This window comes from Vibrio sp. 1151_11, assembly GCF_029478525.1.
Taxonomy (GTDB): Bacteria; Pseudomonadota; Gammaproteobacteria; order Enterobacterales; family Vibrionaceae; genus Vibrio; species Vibrio anguillarum.
Map to the genome: position 1 here is coordinate 122,845 of NZ_SHMN01000008.1, position 19,277 is coordinate 142,121.

General features: G+C 44.5%; 16 protein-coding genes. 10 read left to right on the forward strand and 6 right to left on the reverse strand.

Annotation, left to right across the window (positions count from 1 at the left end; translation table 11 throughout):
* The 3 genes from EXZ60_RS08400 to EXZ60_RS08410 form a co-directional block, all read right to left on the reverse strand.
* The gene (locus EXZ60_RS08400) at positions 1-879 is read right to left on the reverse strand and encodes a U32 family peptidase (protein ID WP_026028086.1); all 879 of its coding nucleotides are present in this window, start codon (positions 877-879) and stop codon (positions 1-3) included.
* A 16-nt stretch (positions 880-895) separates the two neighbouring features.
* Positions 896-1,909: a peptidase U32 family protein gene (locus EXZ60_RS08405; RefSeq protein ID WP_010318915.1), complete on the reverse strand. Its 1,014-nt coding sequence runs from the start codon at positions 1,907-1,909 to the stop codon at positions 896-898.
* Between the two features lie 101 nt (positions 1,910-2,010).
* Positions 2,011-4,059 (reverse strand): bifunctional diguanylate cyclase/phosphodiesterase, encoded by a 2,049-nt coding sequence (locus EXZ60_RS08410; protein WP_026027438.1) that lies wholly within the window; start codon positions 4,057-4,059, stop codon positions 2,011-2,013.
* A gap of 196 nt (positions 4,060-4,255) precedes the next feature.
* Here EXZ60_RS08410 and EXZ60_RS08415 point away from each other — a divergent pair, with 196 nt between their 5' ends.
* From EXZ60_RS08415 to rimI, 4 genes are all read left to right on the forward strand, one after another.
* Positions 4,256-4,783: an SCP2 domain-containing protein gene (locus EXZ60_RS08415; RefSeq protein WP_010318913.1), complete on the forward strand. Its 528-nt coding sequence runs from the start codon at positions 4,256-4,258 to the stop codon at positions 4,781-4,783.
* A complete protein-coding gene (locus tag EXZ60_RS08420; protein ID WP_194574675.1) occupies positions 4,767-5,270 on the forward strand; it encodes an N-acetyltransferase in 504 nt (167 codons plus the stop codon). The genes EXZ60_RS08415 and EXZ60_RS08420 overlap by 17 nt, the downstream gene beginning before the upstream one ends.
* 261 nt (positions 5,271-5,531) lie before the next feature.
* Positions 5,532-5,936, forward strand: coding sequence for a DNA polymerase III subunit psi (locus tag EXZ60_RS08425; protein WP_277435547.1), 405 nt, complete (start codon positions 5,532-5,534; stop codon positions 5,934-5,936).
* Between the two features lie 4 nt (positions 5,937-5,940).
* A complete protein-coding gene (gene rimI, locus EXZ60_RS08430) occupies positions 5,941-6,387 on the forward strand; it encodes a ribosomal protein S18-alanine N-acetyltransferase (RefSeq protein ID WP_013857606.1) in 447 nt (148 codons plus the stop codon).
* 62 nt (positions 6,388-6,449) lie between these two features.
* On the opposite strand, the gene EXZ60_RS08435 is transcribed toward rimI, so the two are convergent.
* A complete protein-coding gene (locus tag EXZ60_RS08435) occupies positions 6,450-8,501 on the reverse strand; it encodes an EAL domain-containing protein (RefSeq protein ID WP_277435548.1) in 2,052 nt (683 codons plus the stop codon).
* A gap of 222 nt (positions 8,502-8,723) precedes the next feature.
* Between EXZ60_RS08435 and prfC the strand changes: the two genes are divergently transcribed.
* A complete protein-coding gene (gene prfC, locus EXZ60_RS08440; protein WP_026028084.1) occupies positions 8,724-10,313 on the forward strand; it encodes a peptide chain release factor 3 in 1,590 nt (529 codons plus the stop codon).
* 102 nt (positions 10,314-10,415) lie between these two features.
* Here the strand turns inward: prfC and srmB are convergent, their stop codons facing one another.
* Positions 10,416-11,651, reverse strand: coding sequence for an ATP-dependent RNA helicase SrmB (gene srmB / locus EXZ60_RS08445; protein WP_013857603.1), 1,236 nt, complete (start codon positions 11,649-11,651; stop codon positions 10,416-10,418).
* A 92-nt stretch (positions 11,652-11,743) separates the two neighbouring features.
* Positions 11,744-12,466, reverse strand: coding sequence for a methyltransferase (locus EXZ60_RS08450; protein WP_064624473.1), 723 nt, complete (start codon positions 12,464-12,466; stop codon positions 11,744-11,746).
* A 308-nt stretch (positions 12,467-12,774) separates the two neighbouring features.
* Between EXZ60_RS08450 and brnQ the strand changes: the two genes are divergently transcribed.
* From brnQ to EXZ60_RS08475, 5 genes are all read left to right on the forward strand, one after another.
* Positions 12,775-14,088, forward strand: coding sequence for a branched-chain amino acid transport system II carrier protein (brnQ, locus tag EXZ60_RS08455; RefSeq protein ID WP_017043262.1), 1,314 nt, complete (start codon positions 12,775-12,777; stop codon positions 14,086-14,088).
* A gap of 168 nt (positions 14,089-14,256) precedes the next feature.
* Positions 14,257-15,355 (forward strand): peptide chain release factor 2 gene (gene prfB / locus EXZ60_RS08460; protein ID WP_096000859.1). Its coding sequence is split into 2 segments (ribosomal slippage): positions 14,257-14,331 and positions 14,333-15,355, totalling 1,098 coding nucleotides; the frame shifts between segments, so codons are not numbered across the junction.
* Positions 15,356-15,388: 33 nt separating this feature from the next.
* The gene (gene lysS, locus EXZ60_RS08465; RefSeq protein WP_277435549.1) at positions 15,389-16,921 is read left to right on the forward strand and encodes a lysine--tRNA ligase; all 1,533 of its coding nucleotides are present in this window, start codon (positions 15,389-15,391) and stop codon (positions 16,919-16,921) included.
* Between the two features lie 262 nt (positions 16,922-17,183).
* Positions 17,184-18,518 carry a cyclic-di-GMP-binding transcriptional regulator VpsR gene (gene vpsR / locus EXZ60_RS08470; protein ID WP_277435550.1) on the forward strand — a complete coding sequence of 445 codons (1,335 nt, stop codon included), beginning with the start codon at positions 17,184-17,186 and terminating at the stop codon, positions 18,516-18,518.
* A 500-nt stretch (positions 18,519-19,018) separates the two neighbouring features.
* Complete coding sequence (locus EXZ60_RS08475) at positions 19,019-19,270, forward strand: hypothetical protein (RefSeq protein WP_010319130.1); 252 nt, start codon at positions 19,019-19,021, stop codon at positions 19,268-19,270.
* The last annotated feature ends 7 nt before the right edge of the window (positions 19,271-19,277 follow it).

The following is a 19,277-nucleotide window of genomic DNA, read 5'->3' on the forward strand; positions in this document are numbered from 1 at the left end:
TCAGCTTTGTTGAATCGCTAGGCCCGGTAATTGATGCCAATAGCCGTTACATTGGTGATTGGTTAAAGGGGAGGGATGCTCTCCTTTTTCATTGGCCTTGAACTGCGACAGATGTTCGAATGTCTCAAGGCCTAGTGGGCTTAAACGAACGACATCGACTAATCCCGCCATACTTGGTAAATCATTAGCAAGGTTATAGCAATAGCCCGACTGGGTTTGGATACCGTTGAGGTTAAATACCGCTTGGCCTTCTTGGCTGTGAACCTGAATTCCGGTTGGATACTTGATACAGCAAGTCTCACATTCATCCTTCGCGCGATTTTCAGCCCGTGCGGTAAAGCAGCGTGCGGAGTAAGCCAGTGGCAGGTATCCGTGGCTAAAAACTTCTACTTCAAACTGGTTTTTGATACCAAGCTCATCACATTGTTGCAATACATTGATTAGCCAATCACGGGAGAGTTCAACAGGCATGCACCAACGGATCATCCCTTGCTTTAGGAACAGTTGCAGTGTGCGCGCGTTGTAAGCATTCACGGCGGGCCCAACCACAAAAGGAAGGCGTTTTTCACTGGCGAGTTGAATCGCCGAAACGTCATTTGCTTCAATCGCAAAATCGCCATTCTCAATATACTTTTTCATCACATTGATTTCGCTCGGCGCTTCCAGTAGCGCCATGGTTGAGATCACAACCTGTTTACCCGCTTGTGAAAGCGCTTTGGCGATCTCAAACCAGTGTTGTGGTTTTATCTCACGTCGCTTGGAGCAGACCGATTCACCCAAATAGATCACATCAGCAGGGCTATTGATTGCCTGTTGATAAAAACTTTCTACCTCTTGTTTGGGCCAGAAATAGAGTAAAGGACCCAGCGCATATTTCATTCTCTTCTCCATTCTCTTATTGCCATTGGCGATGGTACGCGCCGAGTGTCGTTTGCGTGCCTTCAGAAACGTTGGCTAAGGCGGTATTCCAAGCCGTTTCTACTTGGTAGGCTTGTGGATTTGCTTGGTAGCGATCAATCGCCGCTCGCCAGGTTTTAGTCACTTGCTCCACATATGCAGGGCTACGTTGGCGACCTTCAATTTTGACGGAAGCAACGTTGGCTGCAAACAGTTCTGGTAATAGTGATAACGTATTTAAACTGGTTGGTTCTTCCAGTGCGTGGTAGCGTTTAGGTTGCCCATCGATCTGCGCTTCAAAACGACCTTTGCACAAGGTTGGGTAGCCTGCATTTTCTCCGGCTGCGTATTTATCAATCAAAATTTCGTTTAAGCGAGATTCCAAACCTGAGTCCGTTTCTTGCCAGCGGACGTACTTCGCGGGCGAACAGGCTCCGACAGTATTGGGTGATTCTCCCGTCATATAGGAAGAGAGATAACAGCGCCCTTCAGACATAATACATAAGCTGCCAAAGGCAAATACTTCAAGCTCGACGTCACTCATCATATTACGTGAGAGCTGTTTGACTTGATGGATTGATAGCACTCGCGGTAACACCACTCGCTTAATATTGAAATTCTGCTTATAAAACTCGATAGCGGCGACGTTGGTGGCGGAGGCTTGTACAGAAAGATGCAGTTCCAGATCTGGATATCGGTTAGCGGCATAATCCAATACCGCGATATCGGCGATGATCAACGCATCTACGCCTAAACTGGCGGCATTATCGACGGCGTGAGTCCAACGCTCGAAGCCATTAGGGTGGGCGAAGGTATTTAACGCGACATGAATTTTTTTATGGTGATCATGAACATATTGCACCGCTTTATCTAACTTCTTACCTGCGAAATTAAGGCCAGCAAAGTGGCGAGCATTGGTATCATCTTTGAAGCCGATATAAACCGCATCTGCACCACAATCGATCGCTGTTTTTAGAGCAGGCAGGTTACCTGCAGGACATAAAAGTTCCATTGATCCGTACGATATCTAAGGGAAAGTAGTGGTATTTTATGAAGCATTATGAATAGCAAATTTGATGTAAGGCAGGTTTGGGGCGAATAAACGAGATTTACTTATTTGGGAGTAGAACGATGACGACGATTTTGAACGAATAACTCTTCTACTTCCTGCCTCGGTTGTGGCCGATAAAAATGGAAGCCTTGAATTGAGTTACAGTTGAGATTAGAGAGCAGTGTGGCTTGTTGTTGAGTTTCCACACCTTCGGCAACGACCGTTAAGTTGAGTGATTTTCCTAAATTGATGATGTTTTCAATGACGGTGATTTGTTTAGGGAGCGTATCGATATCCGTTATAAAAGCGCGGTCAATTTTAAGTTCATCAATCGGGAAGCGAGCGAGGTAAGAGAGCGAGGAATACCCCGTACCAAAGTCGTCAATGGACAGAGAAAAGCCCAGTTTTTTGATCGCGTTCAACATTTGCAAGGTGTGTTCGCTGTCGCTCATGACGGCACTTTCGGTCAGTTCAAATGTGATGCAGTTTGGATCAAGCTCCGTGGTGCGAAGCAGTTTTTCCATATAATCAATCAACTTCGGGTTACAAAACTGTTCGGGCGATAAATTGATCGCCACGCGACCTGGTAAAATACCTTGCAGCTTCCAGCGTTTTACGGTCGAGAAGACATCACGCATCACCACTCGGCCTAAATGTTCAATCAGCCCAGCTTTTTCCGCGACAGGGATAAAAGCGCCCGGGTTGATATACCCTTCCACAGGGTGTTTCCAGCGCACCAAAGCTTCCGCACCATTGATGCTGAAGTCGCGAGCATTTACTTTCGGTTGATACCACACTTCAAGGCCATTTTGTTGCAGCGCTTTTTGCAGTTCAATTTCAAGCCATAAGCGCATGCGCGCTTCCTTGTTCATTTGATCGTTGAACTTAATCAGACGGTTTCTACCACGATCTTTGGCTTCATACATCGCCGTATCGGCGTTTTGCAACAATACGCGTGCATCGCTACCGTCACCAGGGTAGGCGACACTACCTATGGAGCAGGCTAAGCGTTTACTGAAATGGTGCAGATCAAACGGTTGGTTAATCAAAGAAATGATGCGTTCAGCCAACATTTCAGCGGCGCGACTATTTTCAGGATCAGGCAGTATTAGTCCAAATTCATCGCCGCCAAGGTGGCCCACAATCGCTTGTTGCGGTAGTAAACGTTTCAGCCGTGCTGAGACCTCTTTAATGACTTTATCGCCAATATGATGGCCTAAAGAGTCATTGATGTTTTTGAAGTTATCAATGTCTAAATAGAGCATCACAAGGGGTGTTTCATTTTGAATGAACTGCTCTAAACGTTTAGTGAAACCAAAACGGTTATACAAGTTAGTCAGCGAGTCAATGTGGATATCGGCATGCATAGTCGAAGACAACTGCTTAGGTGCATCTTCTGCATCTTGAATCAAAATCAGTTGTGAGCTGTTGCCCAGCACGACAGTGGCTCCAGCGTGCAGTTGAACTTTACGTTCAAAGCCACACTTTGGCCCAGTGAGGCAGACCAATGGTGCCCCTGCGAGTAATAAACTAAGTGGAGAGCTGAATACGGTTTTACTTTTTTCATCGACAAACAAGCGCGATAGCTCTTCACCAAGAAGCTCTGAGGTATTTTCAAAACCGAGTAAACGAGCCGATGCGGGGTTAGCAGAGATAATGCAGTCGTCATCGACCAGCAATAATCCATCGGGAAGCAAGCTAGTCAAGGTTGAAAACTTATTTTCCGACTCTTCTAATGAGCGAATGAGGATCTGTTTTTCGGAGGTATCGATGGCGTGAAACACAATATTTTCGACTTTTTTATCACCCATGATAGGTGATAAAGAGAAATGCAAACTCGTTTCTAAATCGATCTCGTGAAGAGTCAGTTCGGTCTCAAGCGTTTCTCCTTGAAATGCCCGTTCATAATAAGGTTTGAGATGGCGGTAGAAATGCTCACCCAGAATTTGTGAGTCATTCATTCCAACCAATTCGGTTGTGCTCAGCCCTGCAATATCACAATAACGTTCATTGACCATCACATAGTTATGTTGGTCGTTCAAGATGGCAAAAAAGAACGGACTGTTCGACGTGATTTTTGCAAACCAATGTTGTAAATGTTGCGAAGGCATCAAGCTACTACCACTCTCCAGAGCACTTATATTCATGAGGATGTTACAACGTAAGTAACACATTAACTATAACTTTGATTACTAAGCTAGAAAAGGTTCTCAAACAATGTACGTTTTTTGATGCATCACAGGAATTTGCACCCCCACATCCATTATGATTAGGTACTATTGCATTACAAAGTAACGGATAACGCTCGTGATTCACAAGATTCGTACTCAACTAGTTCAAAACGCCGCTTCAATTTTGCGATCCCCAGTCCACTTCTTACCGCAAGTTGTACAAAAAAAAGCCTTGCTAGAAGGGTTGAAAACTATATTTCATGAGGCTTTGCAAGAAGGTGACTTTGAATTTCTTGATGGGAAATGGTTAAAGGTTTCAATTCGCGATTTGAATTTGAATTGGTATATCAGCTATCAAGCGGAACAACTTGTTGTGTCTGATAAGACGGAAGTGGAAGATGTCAGCTTTAGCGGTAACCTAAATGATATGGTGTTGATTGCTGGTCGAAAAGAAGATCCTGATACGCTGTTCTTTCAACGTCGACTCTCCATTGAAGGGGATACCGAACTGGGGTTAGAGGTGAAGAACCTGATGGACAGTGTTGACCTAGAGCTTTTACCAAAACCGTTCCAGATGTTAATAAATCAGCTAGCAGATTTTGTGCATAAGGGCGTACAATCGCCAGTGACACAAAATGAGGTAATGAATGCTTATTCGAACTGAAGCGCCAGCGGATATCTTAGCGATTGACCGCTTATTAAAATCAGCCTTTGAGACAGATGCTGAAGCTAATTTGGTCATGACATTAAGGGAAAACAGCCATTTGACGCTCTCTTTAGTGGCCTGTGATGATGACGGCGAAGTTGTTGGTCATGTGATGTTTAGCCCAGTCTTACTCAATGGTGAAGACTTAAATTGGCAAGGGCTTGCACCGTTGGCCGTGAAAAAAGAGTGGCGAAATCAAGGTGTCGCCGCCTCGTTAGTAAAAGAGGGGTTAATCTGTTTGGCTGAGTTCGATTATCCAGCTTGTGTGGTTTTGGGTGACCCGGATTATTATCAACGCTTTGGCTTTAAAGAGGCGGCGAAATCTGATTTTCGTTGTCGTTGGGATGTTCCAGTTGGCGCGTTTCAGATCGTTGCATTAGTCGACGGCGAATTGAGCGGGCGAGCGGGTTTAATTGAGTATTGCCCAGAGTTCAACGAACTTTAATCACCGTATTTCTATTCAAAACAGGGAGCCCAGTGCTCCCTGTTTACTTTTATGCTCTTCTCATTTGAAGCTACCGTGGTGTTGGCTATATTCGCTCACCCCAATCACCTCGTTTATCTAGGCTCATGGGGATGAATTCACTTGTCGCCTATCTGCAACTTCAAGTTGTTTGGGCATAGCTCTTGGATCATTGGATGATTAACGGTTTCTGTCTTGGCGCTGATTTGTTAGGATTGCGATGTTCAATGAGGTCATAAACAGATGTCACATCACGAAAATCAATATTTACAAGAAATGGGCATCCAGCGTTGGGAGCTTATCCATCCACAGCGGCTGGCTGGCTATCAACCTGATCCGATGACGCTGCCGAGCACGTGCCGTTTATTACTCGTTTCCCCCCAATACCCGCAACAAGGTGCTCTATTGCTGTTTTCAAGAGTATTGAAAAGTATGGGGCTCGAAATCAGTCAGGCGTGTCATCTTGAGCCTCACTCTCTTAGCCAACTAACAGGCTCCAGCATTGAATGGTTGTGGTTTTCAGGCTGTGAAAAGAAAGAAAGCCTGTTGACTCAGAAAGTGTTAACGTCACCGCCGCTAGTTGAGATAGATGGCAATACCGAGCTGCGCCGGGCGTTGTGGCAGCAAATTTGTTCTTATGAGTCATAAAACTATGAATATTGATGTTGTGCCTTTATCACTTCCTTATCTTGATGCTATTTGGTCCATTGAGCAGCAAGCTCACAGTTACCCTTGGGCTGAATCACTCGTACGTGACTTGGCGAGTCGTGGTGCATGCCACCATGCTATGTTGGTTGATGGCAAAGTTGTCGGTTATTTCTATGCACAGAATATTGTTGGAGAGGTGACCTTGTTGAATATCGCTGTCGATCCGCAGCAGCAAGGTAAGGGTTACGGAAAATTGTTGATGGAGTTTTTCTTAACTTACTGTGAAAAAGCGCAAGCTGAAAGTGCGTGGCTTGAAGTTCGCGAAAGCAACATCCGCGCTTATAGCTTGTACGAATCGCTGGGTTTTAATGAGCTCGATCGTCGAGTGAACTACTATCCCACTCCGAAAGGATCAGAAGATGCGATCATCATGAGCTACTATTTTTTGTAGCTTATTTTCCATCAGCAGATCGTTTGCAAACTCAGTTTTTTTCATAGTCAGGCGTCTCGGAACTATTTCTGGTGCGCCTTATCTTTTTGATGTTCATTGAGTTGATAACATGGGCTTGCAAAACGCTTGACGACTTCCTTAGCGGTTAACGGCTTATCAAATAAGTAACCTTGGAACTGATCACAACCCAATTGTTTGAGAGTTTCGAGTTCTTGGCACTCTTCCACACCTTCGGCTATTACCTCCAAATTTAAACGTTTCGCAATCATAATAATCGTATCCACAATTGCTTGGTCACTCTCATCTAGATGCAATTGAGTGACAAAAGAACGATCGATTTTGAGCACATCCACCGATAAAAGTTTGAGGTAACGCAGTGATGAATAACCAGTGCCAAAATCATCAATCGAGATACTCAGCTTACTTTTTTTAAGTTGCACCATTTTTTGAATCGCACTTTCTACATTTTCCAGTAATAGCCCTTCAGTAATCTCCAATTCAAGATGTTCACCAGTAATACCTGCTTGTTGCATTGCATGGTTAATGTGTTCAACAAAAGAATCTTGAGAAAACTGCAACGGACTGATGTTGATGGCTAAACGGCGAAAATGGGGCGGTAATACTCCTTGGCGCTTCCAAGCGGCGTATTGATAGCACGCTTGCTCTAATATCCAGTTTCCAATCGGAATAATTTGCCCCGTTTCTTCTGCTATGGTCATAAACACACCCGGTGGCAATACACCTTTGGTTGGGTGGTTCCAGCGGATCAAGGCTTCCACACCGACAATATTGTGCCGCTCATCGACTTGAGGTTGGTAATAGAGTTCTAACTGTTGGGTATTGAGGGCTTCATGGAGGCCTTTTTCTATTTCCAGAAACGATTCGACTTGAGCCTGCATTTCTGGCTCATAAAACATGTATTTATTGCGTCCATTCGCTTTTGCGCGGTAAAGCGCTGTATCGGCTTGTCTAAGTACATCGATATTGGTTTTGCCCACTGACGGAAAAATCGAGATACCAATACTCACAGTGCAATAAAGCTGGTGGTCATCAATCGAGTAAGGGTTGGAAATCAGAGCCAGAAGCTGCTGAGCTACCTTCTCTGCTTGTTGGCGAGAGAGATGAGGAATCAACACCGCAAACTCATCGCCACCGATGCGTGCGGCGGTGTAATCGTGTTTAAGCCAGCCATCCATACGCATGGCGATGGCTTTGATTAAATGATCCCCCGTTGTGTGTCCAAGTGAATCATTGATCGTTTTGAAACGGTCGAGATCAAGGTAAAACAACACACCAGAAGTGTGTGTGCGAATACTGTTATCAATGGCATCAGTGAGTAGTTGCAGCAGCAAGCTGCGATTAGCAAGGCCAGTTAACGTGTCGTAGTAGGCTAATTGGTTAAGTTTAGCATCCGCGAGCTCTCGCTCTTTCCATAAAGTATAGAAAGTACCAGCTAACTCACTGAGCTCATTTTTTTGCTGTTGTAATGGCGGCTGTGTTGGACGTTGATTGTTTTGCAATGAGCGAACCCACGAAATTAACGTGGTGATGGGTTTTGACAGCTTGTAGTAAAAAAAGACTAAAAGGATCGAAGTCAGCAACACATTTCGAAAGAGATCAAACAGCAATACTCGTGTGGTTTTTGCAATAAATTCTTTGGCAATGGAAGAGCCGTTGACGGAAAAACTTAAGCTACCTACCACCACACTCGAATTGGGTTGATGCAAGTCAGTTTTAAAGATGGGTATTTCAGGTGTCAGATAATTCGATAAGAGCCGAATAAAAGCCGTCTGCGCTGGAATTTCTCTGCTTTTTTTTGCCAGTGTATCGCCAAAATCATCAATAATTTCAATGTGATAAATGGCATTGTCAACCATTAGGCTAGAGACGACTTGATTGGCTAATAAGTTGTTGAGGTGATAAGCAGCCTGGCTGGCATTTGAATAATTTTGCAGCAGTTTAAAACGGTAGTGATCTTCAATGCGAGCTTGCTCATGGTGTAGGTCGAGCAAAGTATGATACAAACTAAAGCCTATCCCAAGGATCACCGAGACTAGGAACACTGTTTTGGCTTGTTTAAATGCCAGAGAATTTCTTTGTTTGGTTATCAGCATAATACTCGCTTATTCTCTTCGCCCTTTTTAGTTATAGCTCATATTTATTGATAATTTAATTACAAATAGAAAGGTCGTCATTCTCTTGTTGATTTGTATAGCGACGAAAGTTGCTCCTAGATCAAATATAGGGGAGAATACCGCGCAAATTTGAATCGAACTGCTGATCAGCGTAAGCGCTTCGGCTCTCCCTTATATCAGCATATTGAGAAGACCTGTTTCATGTCAAATACTCCTTTTTTGAGTGAAGTTTCTAAACGTAGAACCTTCGCTATTATTTCGCACCCGGATGCGGGTAAAACCACCATTACTGAAAAAGTTCTGCTATTCGGGAATGCCATTCAAAAAGCGGGAACGGTAAAAGGGCGCGGCTCTAACCAGCATGCTAAATCAGATTGGATGGAAATGGAAAAAGAGCGTGGTATTTCGGTCACGACCTCTGTGATGCAATTTCCTTACAATCATTGTTTGGTTAACTTGCTCGATACTCCAGGGCACGAAGACTTCTCGGAAGATACTTACCGCACATTGACGGCGGTTGACTCGTGCTTAATGGTGATTGATGCAGCAAAAGGTGTTGAAGATCGTACTCGTAAGCTGATGGAAGTGACTCGCTTACGTGATACACCGATTGTAACCTTCATGAACAAATTGGACCGTGAGATCCGCGACCCAATGGAATTGCTTGATGAAGTGGAGAATGAGTTGAAGATTGCCTGCGCCCCGATTTCATGGCCAGTGGGTTGTGGTAAAGAGTTTAAAGGCGTGTACCACATTCACCGTGATGAGACAATTCTGTACGCGACCGGCCAAGGCCACACTATTCAAGAAGAGCGCATTGTTAAGGGCCTCAACAACCCTGATCTGGATAAGGCCGTGGGTGATGACCTTGCCGCTCAGCTGCGTGATGAGCTTGAATTGGTATTGGGTGCTTCTCATGAATTTGATCAAGAGCTGTTTTTAAAAGGTGAGTTGACCCCTGTTTTCTTCGGAACGGCATTAGGTAACTTTGGTGTTGACCATATGCTGCATGGTTTAACTGAGTGGGCTCCGGCGCCGATGCCACGTCAAGCTAATGAGCGTATTGTTGAAGCCACGGAAGAGAAATTCTCAGGCTTTGTGTTTAAAATCCAAGCGAACATGGATCCTAAACACCGCGATCGTATTGCGTTTATGCGTATTGTGTCGGGTACTTATACCCAAGGCATGAAAATGAACCACGTGCGTATTGGTAAGCAAGTGAGTATTTCTGATGCTGTTACCTTTATGGCGGGCGATCGCTCTCGTGCTGAAAATGCTTATGCTGGCGATATTATCGGTTTGCATAACCATGGAACAATTCAGATTGGTGATACCTTTACTCAAGGTGAATCGCTGAAATTCTCAGGTATTCCTAACTTTGCTCCTGAGCTGTTCCGTCGTATTCGCTTGCGCGATCCACTGAAGCAGAAGCAACTGCTTAAAGGGTTAGTGCAGTTGTCGGAAGAGGGAGCGGTTCAAGTCTTCCGCCCACTACAAAATAACGATTTGATTGTGGGTGCAGTGGGTGTGCTGCAGTTTGATGTGGTGGTGTCTCGTTTAAAATCTGAATACAACGTCGAGGCTATTTACGAAGGTGTTAACGTTGCAACAGCACGCTGGATTGAGTGCGCAGATGATAAAAAATTCGAAGAGTTTAAGCGCAAAAACCAAAGTAACATCGCACTGGATGGTGGGGATAACCTGACTTACATCGCGCCGACTATGGTCAATTTGAATCTGGCCAAAGAGCGTTTTCCTGAAGTGGAGTTCCGTGCGACACGCGAACATTAAACCTTGGTGAGTTTGAAGAGAGTGATACTCTCTTCAAACGTTAAAGATAAAAAATGCCGATATTTCAGTATCGGCATTTTTTTTATAGGTGGTATTGGAACACTATTTTTTCTTTTTGTTCGCTTTCTTCTTCTTCGAAACCACTTTGACTTTTTTGTCATCGGTTTTCTTTTTCTTTTTGAATACCGGCTTTTTGTGCTGTGGGCGCATATCTTTAATGAAGCGCTCTTTTATCTCCTCGTCGACATAACGCGCGACGCGGTCCATCATCACTTGATCATGGGCTTCAACCAAAGAGATCGCATTGCCTTTTTTACCAGCACGAGCCGTACGACCTATGCGGTGTAAGTACACATCCGCTGAGCGTGGCATATCAAAGTTGATCACGTGACTTACGTCAGGTAAGTCAATACCGCGTGCGGCCACGTCGGTTGCCAGTAGTACGTTGACTGCGCCTTCACGGAATCGCGTAATGGCGTTATTGCGACGATCTTGTGGCATTTCGCCTTGAATCCAAGCACAAGGAATTTGCGCTTTTTCTAGCTCTGTACGCAAATCAGCTAAGCGCTCACGAGTTTTGATAAACACGATAGAACGTTCGGCTTGCTCGGTGAGGATTTTCTTCAATAGCTCAACTTTGTGCACCATGGTATCGGCGCGGTGATACCATTGGGTGATTTTTTTGCGTTCACGACGAGAAGGATCGGCATTGATTGTTGCTGGTTCTTTTAAGAGATCGGCGGTAAAACCTTCCACACCATGACCTTCCAGTGTTGCAGAGAAGAGCAAGGTCTGTTTACGCCAGCGACATTCCGCCGCGAGACGATCGACGATTGGGCCAAAGCCCATGTCCAGCATGCGGTCAGCTTCATCCAAAATAAGCCATTCAATCGCACGACAATCAAAACGCTCGCCTTCAATGTATTCCATCAAGCGACCAGGCGTTGCCACCACAATATCTTGCGTTTTGGCTAAGATGTCGGCGTGCTCTTGATATTGTACGCCGCCGGTGATGGTGACGATATTGAGACGAGTATTCTTCGCCAGTTCACGCGCTTGATCCGCCACTTGCATCGCCAGTTCACGAGTTGGGGTCAGAATCAAGACGCGTGCAGGGCCAGCTCGCTTGCGCGGAAAATCCAAAAGATATTGCAGCGCCGGTAAAACAAATGCAGCGGTTTTACCGGTTCCCGTTGGCGCAGAGGCAAGAATATCTCGACCATCTAGGGCTTGTGGGATCGCTTCAGCTTGAACTTGGGTGGGACGTTCAAAGCCCATATCTTCAATGGCCGCAATGATGCAAGGGTCAAGATCGAGGTCAGCAAAGGTTTTGATCACAGTGAGTACTCCACAAGCCGTTAGGCTTATTTGGCTATAAAATTAAGGTCGAACATTATAGGGGGATTGGTGATTAGGATCACATGTTATTTCTACATCTTGAGATAAAAATCTTGAGTTAGGGCGATAAAGGCTTCGCTATAACCGCTTGATGAGTGAATGACCAATGATGAATCAATCACAGCAGCCGAGGCTAAACTTAGTTCAATCAATAGCCGATGAGCGGGTTTGTGTGCTATGGGTTGTACTGTGCAGCGCCGTTTAAGCTGCCAACCGAGCGTGAGTGCTTGCTCGATAAATTGTTCCCCTTCATACACGGGTAAAATAAAACAAGCTTGCCCCTCATCGTTGAGGAGACTTTTTGCTCTGACTAATAAAGCGTGATGAGCAAGTTGATTGGTGTGCCTAGCAGTAGCTCGCTTGGGATCATGAGACAGTTCACCACTGTTGAAATAGGGTGGGTTACAAATAATTGCATCAAAGGAAGTGGTGAAGGATGTGTGTAAAATATCACCTTGTATAACGCGTATACGCTGTCCCCATAAAGAGGTATCACTGTTGTATTGGGCTGCTTCAAAAGCAAAGGCATCGATATCGATGGCCGTAATTTGTGCATCGCTAAAACGTTGCGCGCACATTAATGCCAATAACCCGGTACCTGTGCCAATATCGAGAATGGTTTTGGGATGGTGCGTGAAAGCCCACGCGCCTAATAGAACCCCATCGGTGCTGACAGGCATTCCCGCTTGTCCACCGTCAATGGAAAATTGTTTAAATTTGAAACGCTTATTTTTGGGCGTGTGACTTTTCATCATTATTTCAAAACATGGCTCTAATTAAGTGATAACCACTATTGTTATCTATTTGTTCGGATTATTCTTCTATCTGTTATGAGAGTGTATGAGAAAATGATCAACACATCATTCTTTCTATTTTTTAACATTTAGAGTTTTAAACTGGTTTTTCACCAATATTATAAATTAATGTAGCGTTTTTTGCTTTGCCCTTGCGAAGTCTTGAGTGTTTCGTCATTATTCGCCCTTAATTTTTAGATTTAGATGCGGTTTAAACTGTATCAACAATGCACACACAACATTTATTAAATAATAATTAAGGGTTATCTGTGAAGCAGACGTTAAAACTAACAGATATTATCGCGGTCGGCTTTATGCTTTTCGCGTTTTTCTTGGGTGCTGGTAACATCATCTTTCCGCCAATCGCTGGCCAACTTGCTGGAGAGCATTTGCTGCCCGCTATGACTGGCTTCTTAATTACTGCGGTTGGTCTACCTCTAATGACCATCATTGCTATTGCCGTTGCTGGTGGCTCTTGGGATCATCTAACTAAAGATTTACCCAAACAGGCAGCGACAATGATAGCGGTGATGATTTTTATCATCATCGGCCCTGCTTTTGCAGCACCTCGCACTGGCCTTGTGGCGTATGAAATGGCAGTGAAACCGTTTTTCATTGATGCCCAACAATCGCACTTGACGCTCTTTTCTATTCTCTTTTTTGTTGTTGCGATGTTTTTTGCCTGGTCTCAAGGCAAACTCATCGATGTCATCGGTAAAGTGTTAACACCAGCGTTATTTATTGGTTTGCTTGTCCTCGCTGTGGCTGTTTTTCTTAATCCGCAAGGTGAGATGGTCGCTGCACAAGGTGAATACTTGACTCAGCCGTTGACGAAAGGTTTCCTTGAAGGTTACAACACCATGGATACGTTTGGTGCTCTGATGTTTGGGATGTTAATTGTTGATGCACTGCGCAGCAAAGGCATTACTGAGCGTGCGGCAACCACAAAGTATTTAATCAGCGCGGCGTGCATTGCGGCGGCTGGTTTGGCTTTTGTTTATATTTCACTATTTTATCTTGGCGCGACAAGCTCTGTAGTTGCTTTTGGCGCAGAAAATGGTGGCGTGGTGCTTAGCCAATATGTACAAGCGCTATTTGGCCCTTATGGACAGATTGTTCTCTCCACCATAGTCTTGCTGGCTTGCCTAACCACAGCGATTGGTTTGATTTCAGCATGCTCAGACTACTTTTGCACATTGACTCCAATTTCTTATAAATCTTGGGTGATCATTATTGGTGTTGCTTGCGCTATCGTGGCAAACGTTGGTTTATCACAATTGATCGCTCTTTCTATCCCTGTTTTATTTGCACTGTATCCGGTTGCGATTGCCCTGATTGTGTTGACCTTTTTACGTGGGAAACTACCAAATCCTGCAGTGGCATACCGTGTGGTATTGTTGATTGCGTTTCTTTTTGCGTTGATCGATGCGGCAAAAGTGGCTGGCGTGGATGTGTCTGCGTTTAATATGCTGCCACTGTTTGAAGTCGGTATGGGGTGGTTACTCCCAACACTTGCGGCGATGATTTGCATGTTTTTTATCGCTACTAACGTGCAGCAAAGTGTGGCTAAAAACGCGGCATAATCGAGTTTTTATCCGTTAGTATCGAAGAGGCTGAGCATGATTGTTCGGCCTTTTTTTTAGTGCGTGCCAGCTTTTGTTTCAAGAGTTCAAACTAATTTTTCCTGTATCTTCATCACATTTTTAAGTAGAATTCTTCGGTTAAATTCTACTCATAAATGTTGAGCAAACATGTTTGAAATCAATCCTATTAAAAACCGTCTTCAGGATGTGTCAGAGCGCACAAATATCCTGAGGGGGTATCTTTGACTACGACGCTAAGAAAGAGCGTTTAGAAGAAGTAAATGCAGAACTCGAGCAACCCAATGTCTGGAACGAACCTGAGCGTGCGCAAGCGCTAGGTAAAGAGCGAGCTTCGCTCGAAGCCATTGTCGATACCATTGATCAGTTGGATCAAGGTGTGGATGATGTGGAAGGGCTACTGGAACTGGCTATTGAAGCGGAAGATCAAGAAACTTTCGATGAAATTGGCCCTGAACTGGATGAACTGGAAACTAAGCTTGAACAGCTTGAGTTTCGCCGTATGTTCTCTGGTGATCACGATTCTTCAGATTGCTATATTGATCTGCAGTCTGGTTCGGGCGGCACCGAGGCTCAAGACTGGACATCAATCCTGCTACGCATGTATTTACGTTGGGCAGAAGCGAAAGGCTTTAAGACTGAAGTGATTGAAGTGTCTGAAGGTGATGTTGCTGGTCTAAAAGGCGCAACAGTGCGCATTATCGGTGATTACGCTTATGGTTGGTTACGCACCGAAACTGGCGTACACCGCTTGGTTCGTAAATCGCCATTTGATTCGAGTGGCCGCCGGCATACCTCTTTTGCCTCTGCGTTTATCTATCCTGAGATTGATGAAAATATTGCTATCGACATCAACCCAGCCGATCTTCGTATCGATGTTTATCGCGCTTCGGGAGCGGGTGGTCAGCACGTTAACACTACCGAATCGGCGGTGCGTATTACGCACATTCCAACCAATACCGTTGTTCAATGCCAAAACGATCGTTCGCAGCATAAAAACAAAGACCAAGCGATGAAACAATTACGTGCAAAACTGTTTGAACTTGAGTTACAAAAGCAGAATGCAGAAAAGCAAGCCAATGAAGATGCAAAATCTGACATTGGCTGGGGAAGCCAAATTCGATCTTATGTATTGGATGACTCCCGAATCAAAGACTTACGCACTGGCGTTGAGAACCGTAATACCCAAGCGGTATTAGATGGTGATTTAGACAAATTTATTGAAGCAAGCCTGAAATCAGGTCTTTAAGGCTTTTTTACCGACATATAAGGTACATGTAAAATGACTGATGCTGTTCAAAACGAAATGAATCAAGAGCAAATTGCGCAAGAAGAGAACAAACTCATCGCAGAGCGTCGCAGCAAGCTGGATCACATCCGTAAGAGCTGTAAAGCGAATGGCCACCCAAATGACTTTCGTCGTGACAGCCTTGCGGGCGATCTTCAACAGCAATTCGGTGAAAAGAGCAAAGAAGAGTTAGAAGCCTTAAACCATGTTGTGGCGATTGCGGGTCGTATCATGGCGAAACGTGGTCCTTTCCTTGTTATTCAAGAAACCTCTGGTCGTATTCAAGCTTATGCTTCAAAAGAGGTTCAAACTGAGCTGAAGGAAAAATACCAAGGACTCGACATTGGTGACATCATCGGCGTGAAAGGTGCGTTGCACAAATCTGGCAAAGGCGATCTCTACGTTAATATGGAAGAGTACGAATTGCTGACAAAGGCACTTCGTCCGTTACCAGAGAAGTTCCACGGTTTGACTGACCAAGAGATGCGCTACCGCCAACGTTATGTGGATTTGATTGTTAATGAAAGTTCACGTAATGCGTTCATTGTTCGCTCTAAAGTAATGACTGCAATTCGTAACTTCATGATCTCAAAACAGTTCATGGAAGTAGAAACGCCAATGATGCATGTGATCCCTGGCGGTGCTAGTGCGCGTCCATTCATCACTCACCACAATGCGCTCGACATGCCAATGTACTTGCGTATCGCACCTGAGCTTTACCTTAAGCGTTTAGTTGTGGGTGGCTTTGATCGCGTGTTTGAAATCAACCGTAACTTCCGTAACGAAGGTCTTTCTCCTCGCCATAACCCTGAATTTACTATGATGGAATTCTATATGGCGTACGCAGATTACAATGATCTGATGGACTTTACCGAGGAGTTATTAAGCACTGTGGCACAGGAAGTTTTAGGTTCGACTTCAATGCCTTATGGTGATGAAACGGTAGAATTTGGTGGTCAATATGCTCGCATGAGTATGTTTGAAGCCATCAAACACTACAACCCAGAGCACGCTCAAATCCAAGCGTTAACTGAACAGGATCTGCAAAACCGTGAGCTCATGGCATCTATCGCGAAATCGGTTCATGTAGACGTTGAACCTTTCTGGACTTGTGGCCAACTTCTTGAAGAGATCTTCGGTGAAACGGCTGAACCTAAGTTGATGCAACCGACCTTCATCACTGGATACCCTGCGGATATTTCACCATTGGCGCGTCGTAGCGATAACAACCCATTCTTCACTGACCGTTTTGAGTTCTTCATCGGTGGTCGTGAAGTCGCCAATGGCTTCTCTGAGCTTAATGATGCTCAAGATCAAGACGAGCGCTTCTTAGCGCAAGTGAATGCCAAAGATGCTGGCGACGATGAAGCCATGTTCTACGATGCTGATTATGTTGTTGCGTTAGAGCACGGTCTCCCACCAACGGCGGGTCAAGGCATTGGTATTGACCGTTTGGTGATGTTACTCACCAACACCCATACGATTCGTGACGTTATCCTATTCCCTGCGATGCGCCCACAGCAGTAATTGCTACTTTCGTTCCGATAAACCGCCTAAATAGGCGGTTTTTTTTTGCATTAGTCTGAAAAGTTTTGTTCACTAGCGTGGACTAACAGACAAAAATTTCGAAAGGATTATGAAATAGTTCCCTATATTAAATGGCAAAGCGCTTATTTGTTGTCTAGTCTTATGATTGAGACAGACTGCAGCGCCAAGTCTCGTTAATGTAACAGCCGTTTAATGTGCCAAAAGTAGCACTGCATATAAATTTAAAGATAAGGAATAATAGATGGGCACTCAATTCCGAATGGATTCTGTCCCTGGTTCGCTTGTCGTCGTTGGTGGGACATACGAGCCTTGGTTATCTGTACTTGAACAGGTTGGTTGGCGTTGTACACAATGCGCAGATTTACGTAAAGCGGATGTCTTGTTTGCAGAAACAGGCCCATGCATTGGTATTGTTGATTTGAGCCATGATGAATTCAGCCTCAATGGCATTGCAAATTTGGTCAGCAACCATAAACAAGTACGTTGGTTAGCGTTCATTCGCGAATCACAGTTGAGCTCGGATACGATTTGCCAATTCATTGTTAACTTTTGTATCGACTTTTTTACGGCGCCGATTCCCGATGCGCAGCTACTGAGCACCATTGGACACCAACTTGGAATGCTTAAGTTAGAGAAAAAAGTATGGCCACATTATGGAGCAACAGGGGATATTGGTTTAATTGGTGAGTCCACTCCCATGAAGCGCTTGCGTGATCAGATCAAACGAATCGGCCCTACAGATGTCAGTATCCTCATTTATGGGGAAAATGGAACGGGCAAAGAGACGGTCGCGAGAGCGGTACACAAAACCTCATCTCGCGCACAAAAACCTTTTATTTCAGTGAATTGCCGAGCTTTATCGGAGAGCCGCTTTGAATGTGAGCTGTTCGGTATTGGTTGTGAAGACTCATCTCAAACTTCATTATTGGAGCGGGCAGATGGTGGGACGATCCTACTTAAAGATATTCTCACGCTACCTAAAAGCCAACAAGCTAACCTCTTGCGCTTCCTGCAAGAAGGAACGATAGAAACTTCAACGGGTGTCAAAGAGGTGGATGTGCGTATTTTGGCCGCCAACTCTTCCGATATTGAAAAAGCGCTGATTGATGGCAATTTTAACGAAGAGCTGTACCACTATATCAACGTATTGCGTATTAATGTCCCGAGCTTAAAAGAGCGGGCGGGTGATATTGCTTTACTGGCACGACACTTCTTGCAGGAGTATTCAAAAGAGTTTAACGCGCAGGCGCGCAGTTTTACTGAAGAAGCGGCGCGCTCATTGGCTCGTTATCACTGGCCGGGTAACGTTCGTGAGCTGATGAATCAGATCAAACGTGTGGTGCTGATGTCCGATTCAGTCATGTTGGATGAATTGCAACTCGACTTACCAAAACGCAGTGATGGTAAGCGCAGCCTAAAAAGCATTCGTGAGCGTTCAGAGCGAGATGCGCTATTACTGGTTTTAGAATCGAACTCAGGGCAAGTCTCAATGGCCGCCAAAGAGCTAGGTGTATCTAGAGCTACTATGTATCGCTTGCTTAATAAACATAACTTAATCACTGAAAATACCTATTAACTTGATGATTCTTCAAGTAAAAATGGTCACATTTAATCCATGTGGCCATTTTTTATAATCATATCTTTTGCGAATAAGTTATTCTCTAGCTGAATATGTCACTTATTTGCTGTCATCGGCTTTCATTTTAGGTTAATGCATTGTTTTTTAATTGTTTGAAAATTAAGAGTTGAATAATCACCTCAGTTGCATAGAATTTAACCGTGAGCCGTGCTCACACACTCATTTCACTTTGGATTAACTATTTGCTTGGAGGCGCAACATGAATCATTTCGTTTTTGTTCATACTGTTCGCGTTTCTATCGATCTTACTGCGCCTAAATCGTCTCTTACTACAGACGCCTGTCGTATGTTTGATGATAAAAAAGGCACCGATTTTTAGTTAATCCGTAACCTTGAGATAGGCTGCGGAAAAATGGCAGCTTATCAAAGTGTTGATCCACCTTGTTTGCCCCCATTTTTCCAGCCGTCAACGTTTAGTTTACTACTGGAGAATACTCATGCGTCATTCAATTTATTTACAACTTGCTACTTTACTGGTCCGTGCTGATTTACGCCGTGAAGAGCGTCAATGGCAACGAAATGTTCGCCGTCATGCTTTTGAGCTGCCTTTTAATAGCCAACACTTGCTTAAAGATATTGGCTTAGAAAGTGATGGACGCGCTATTGGCGTTTCAGTCCCTGACTCAATTAAAGCTGAACGTCATATTCGTCATCTTCGCCGTGTGTTAAGTATGCGAATAACAACGTAAAACGAGG

Coding starts and splice junctions, on each gene's coding strand:
- EXZ60_RS08475 (WP_010319130.1), top strand. CDS start 19,019: ATGCGTCATTCAATTTATTTACAACTTGCTACTTTACTGGTCCGTGCT.
- prfC (WP_026028084.1), top strand. CDS start 8,724: ATGTCAAATACTCCTTTTTTGAGTGAAGTTTCTAAACGTAGAACCTTC.
- EXZ60_RS08420 (WP_194574675.1), top strand. CDS start 4,767: ATGCTTATTCGAACTGAAGCGCCAGCGGATATCTTAGCGATTGACCGC.
- rimI (WP_013857606.1), top strand. CDS start 5,941: ATGAATATTGATGTTGTGCCTTTATCACTTCCTTATCTTGATGCTATT.
- EXZ60_RS08410 (WP_026027438.1), bottom strand. CDS start 4,059: ATGCCTTCGCAACATTTACAACATTGGTTTGCAAAAATCACGTCGAAC.
- EXZ60_RS08450 (WP_064624473.1), bottom strand. CDS start 12,466: ATGATGAAAAGTCACACGCCCAAAAATAAGCGTTTCAAATTTAAACAA.
- EXZ60_RS08425 (WP_277435547.1), top strand. CDS start 5,532: ATGTCACATCACGAAAATCAATATTTACAAGAAATGGGCATCCAGCGT.
- vpsR (WP_277435550.1), top strand. CDS start 17,184: ATGGGCACTCAATTCCGAATGGATTCTGTCCCTGGTTCGCTTGTCGTC.
- EXZ60_RS08405 (WP_010318915.1), bottom strand. CDS start 1,909: ATGGAACTTTTATGTCCTGCAGGTAACCTGCCTGCTCTAAAAACAGCG.
- EXZ60_RS08400 (WP_026028086.1), bottom strand. CDS start 879: ATGAAATATGCGCTGGGTCCTTTACTCTATTTCTGGCCCAAACAAGAG.
- lysS (WP_277435549.1), top strand. CDS start 15,389: ATGACTGATGCTGTTCAAAACGAAATGAATCAAGAGCAAATTGCGCAA.
- EXZ60_RS08435 (WP_277435548.1), bottom strand. CDS start 8,501: ATGCTGATAACCAAACAAAGAAATTCTCTGGCATTTAAACAAGCCAAA.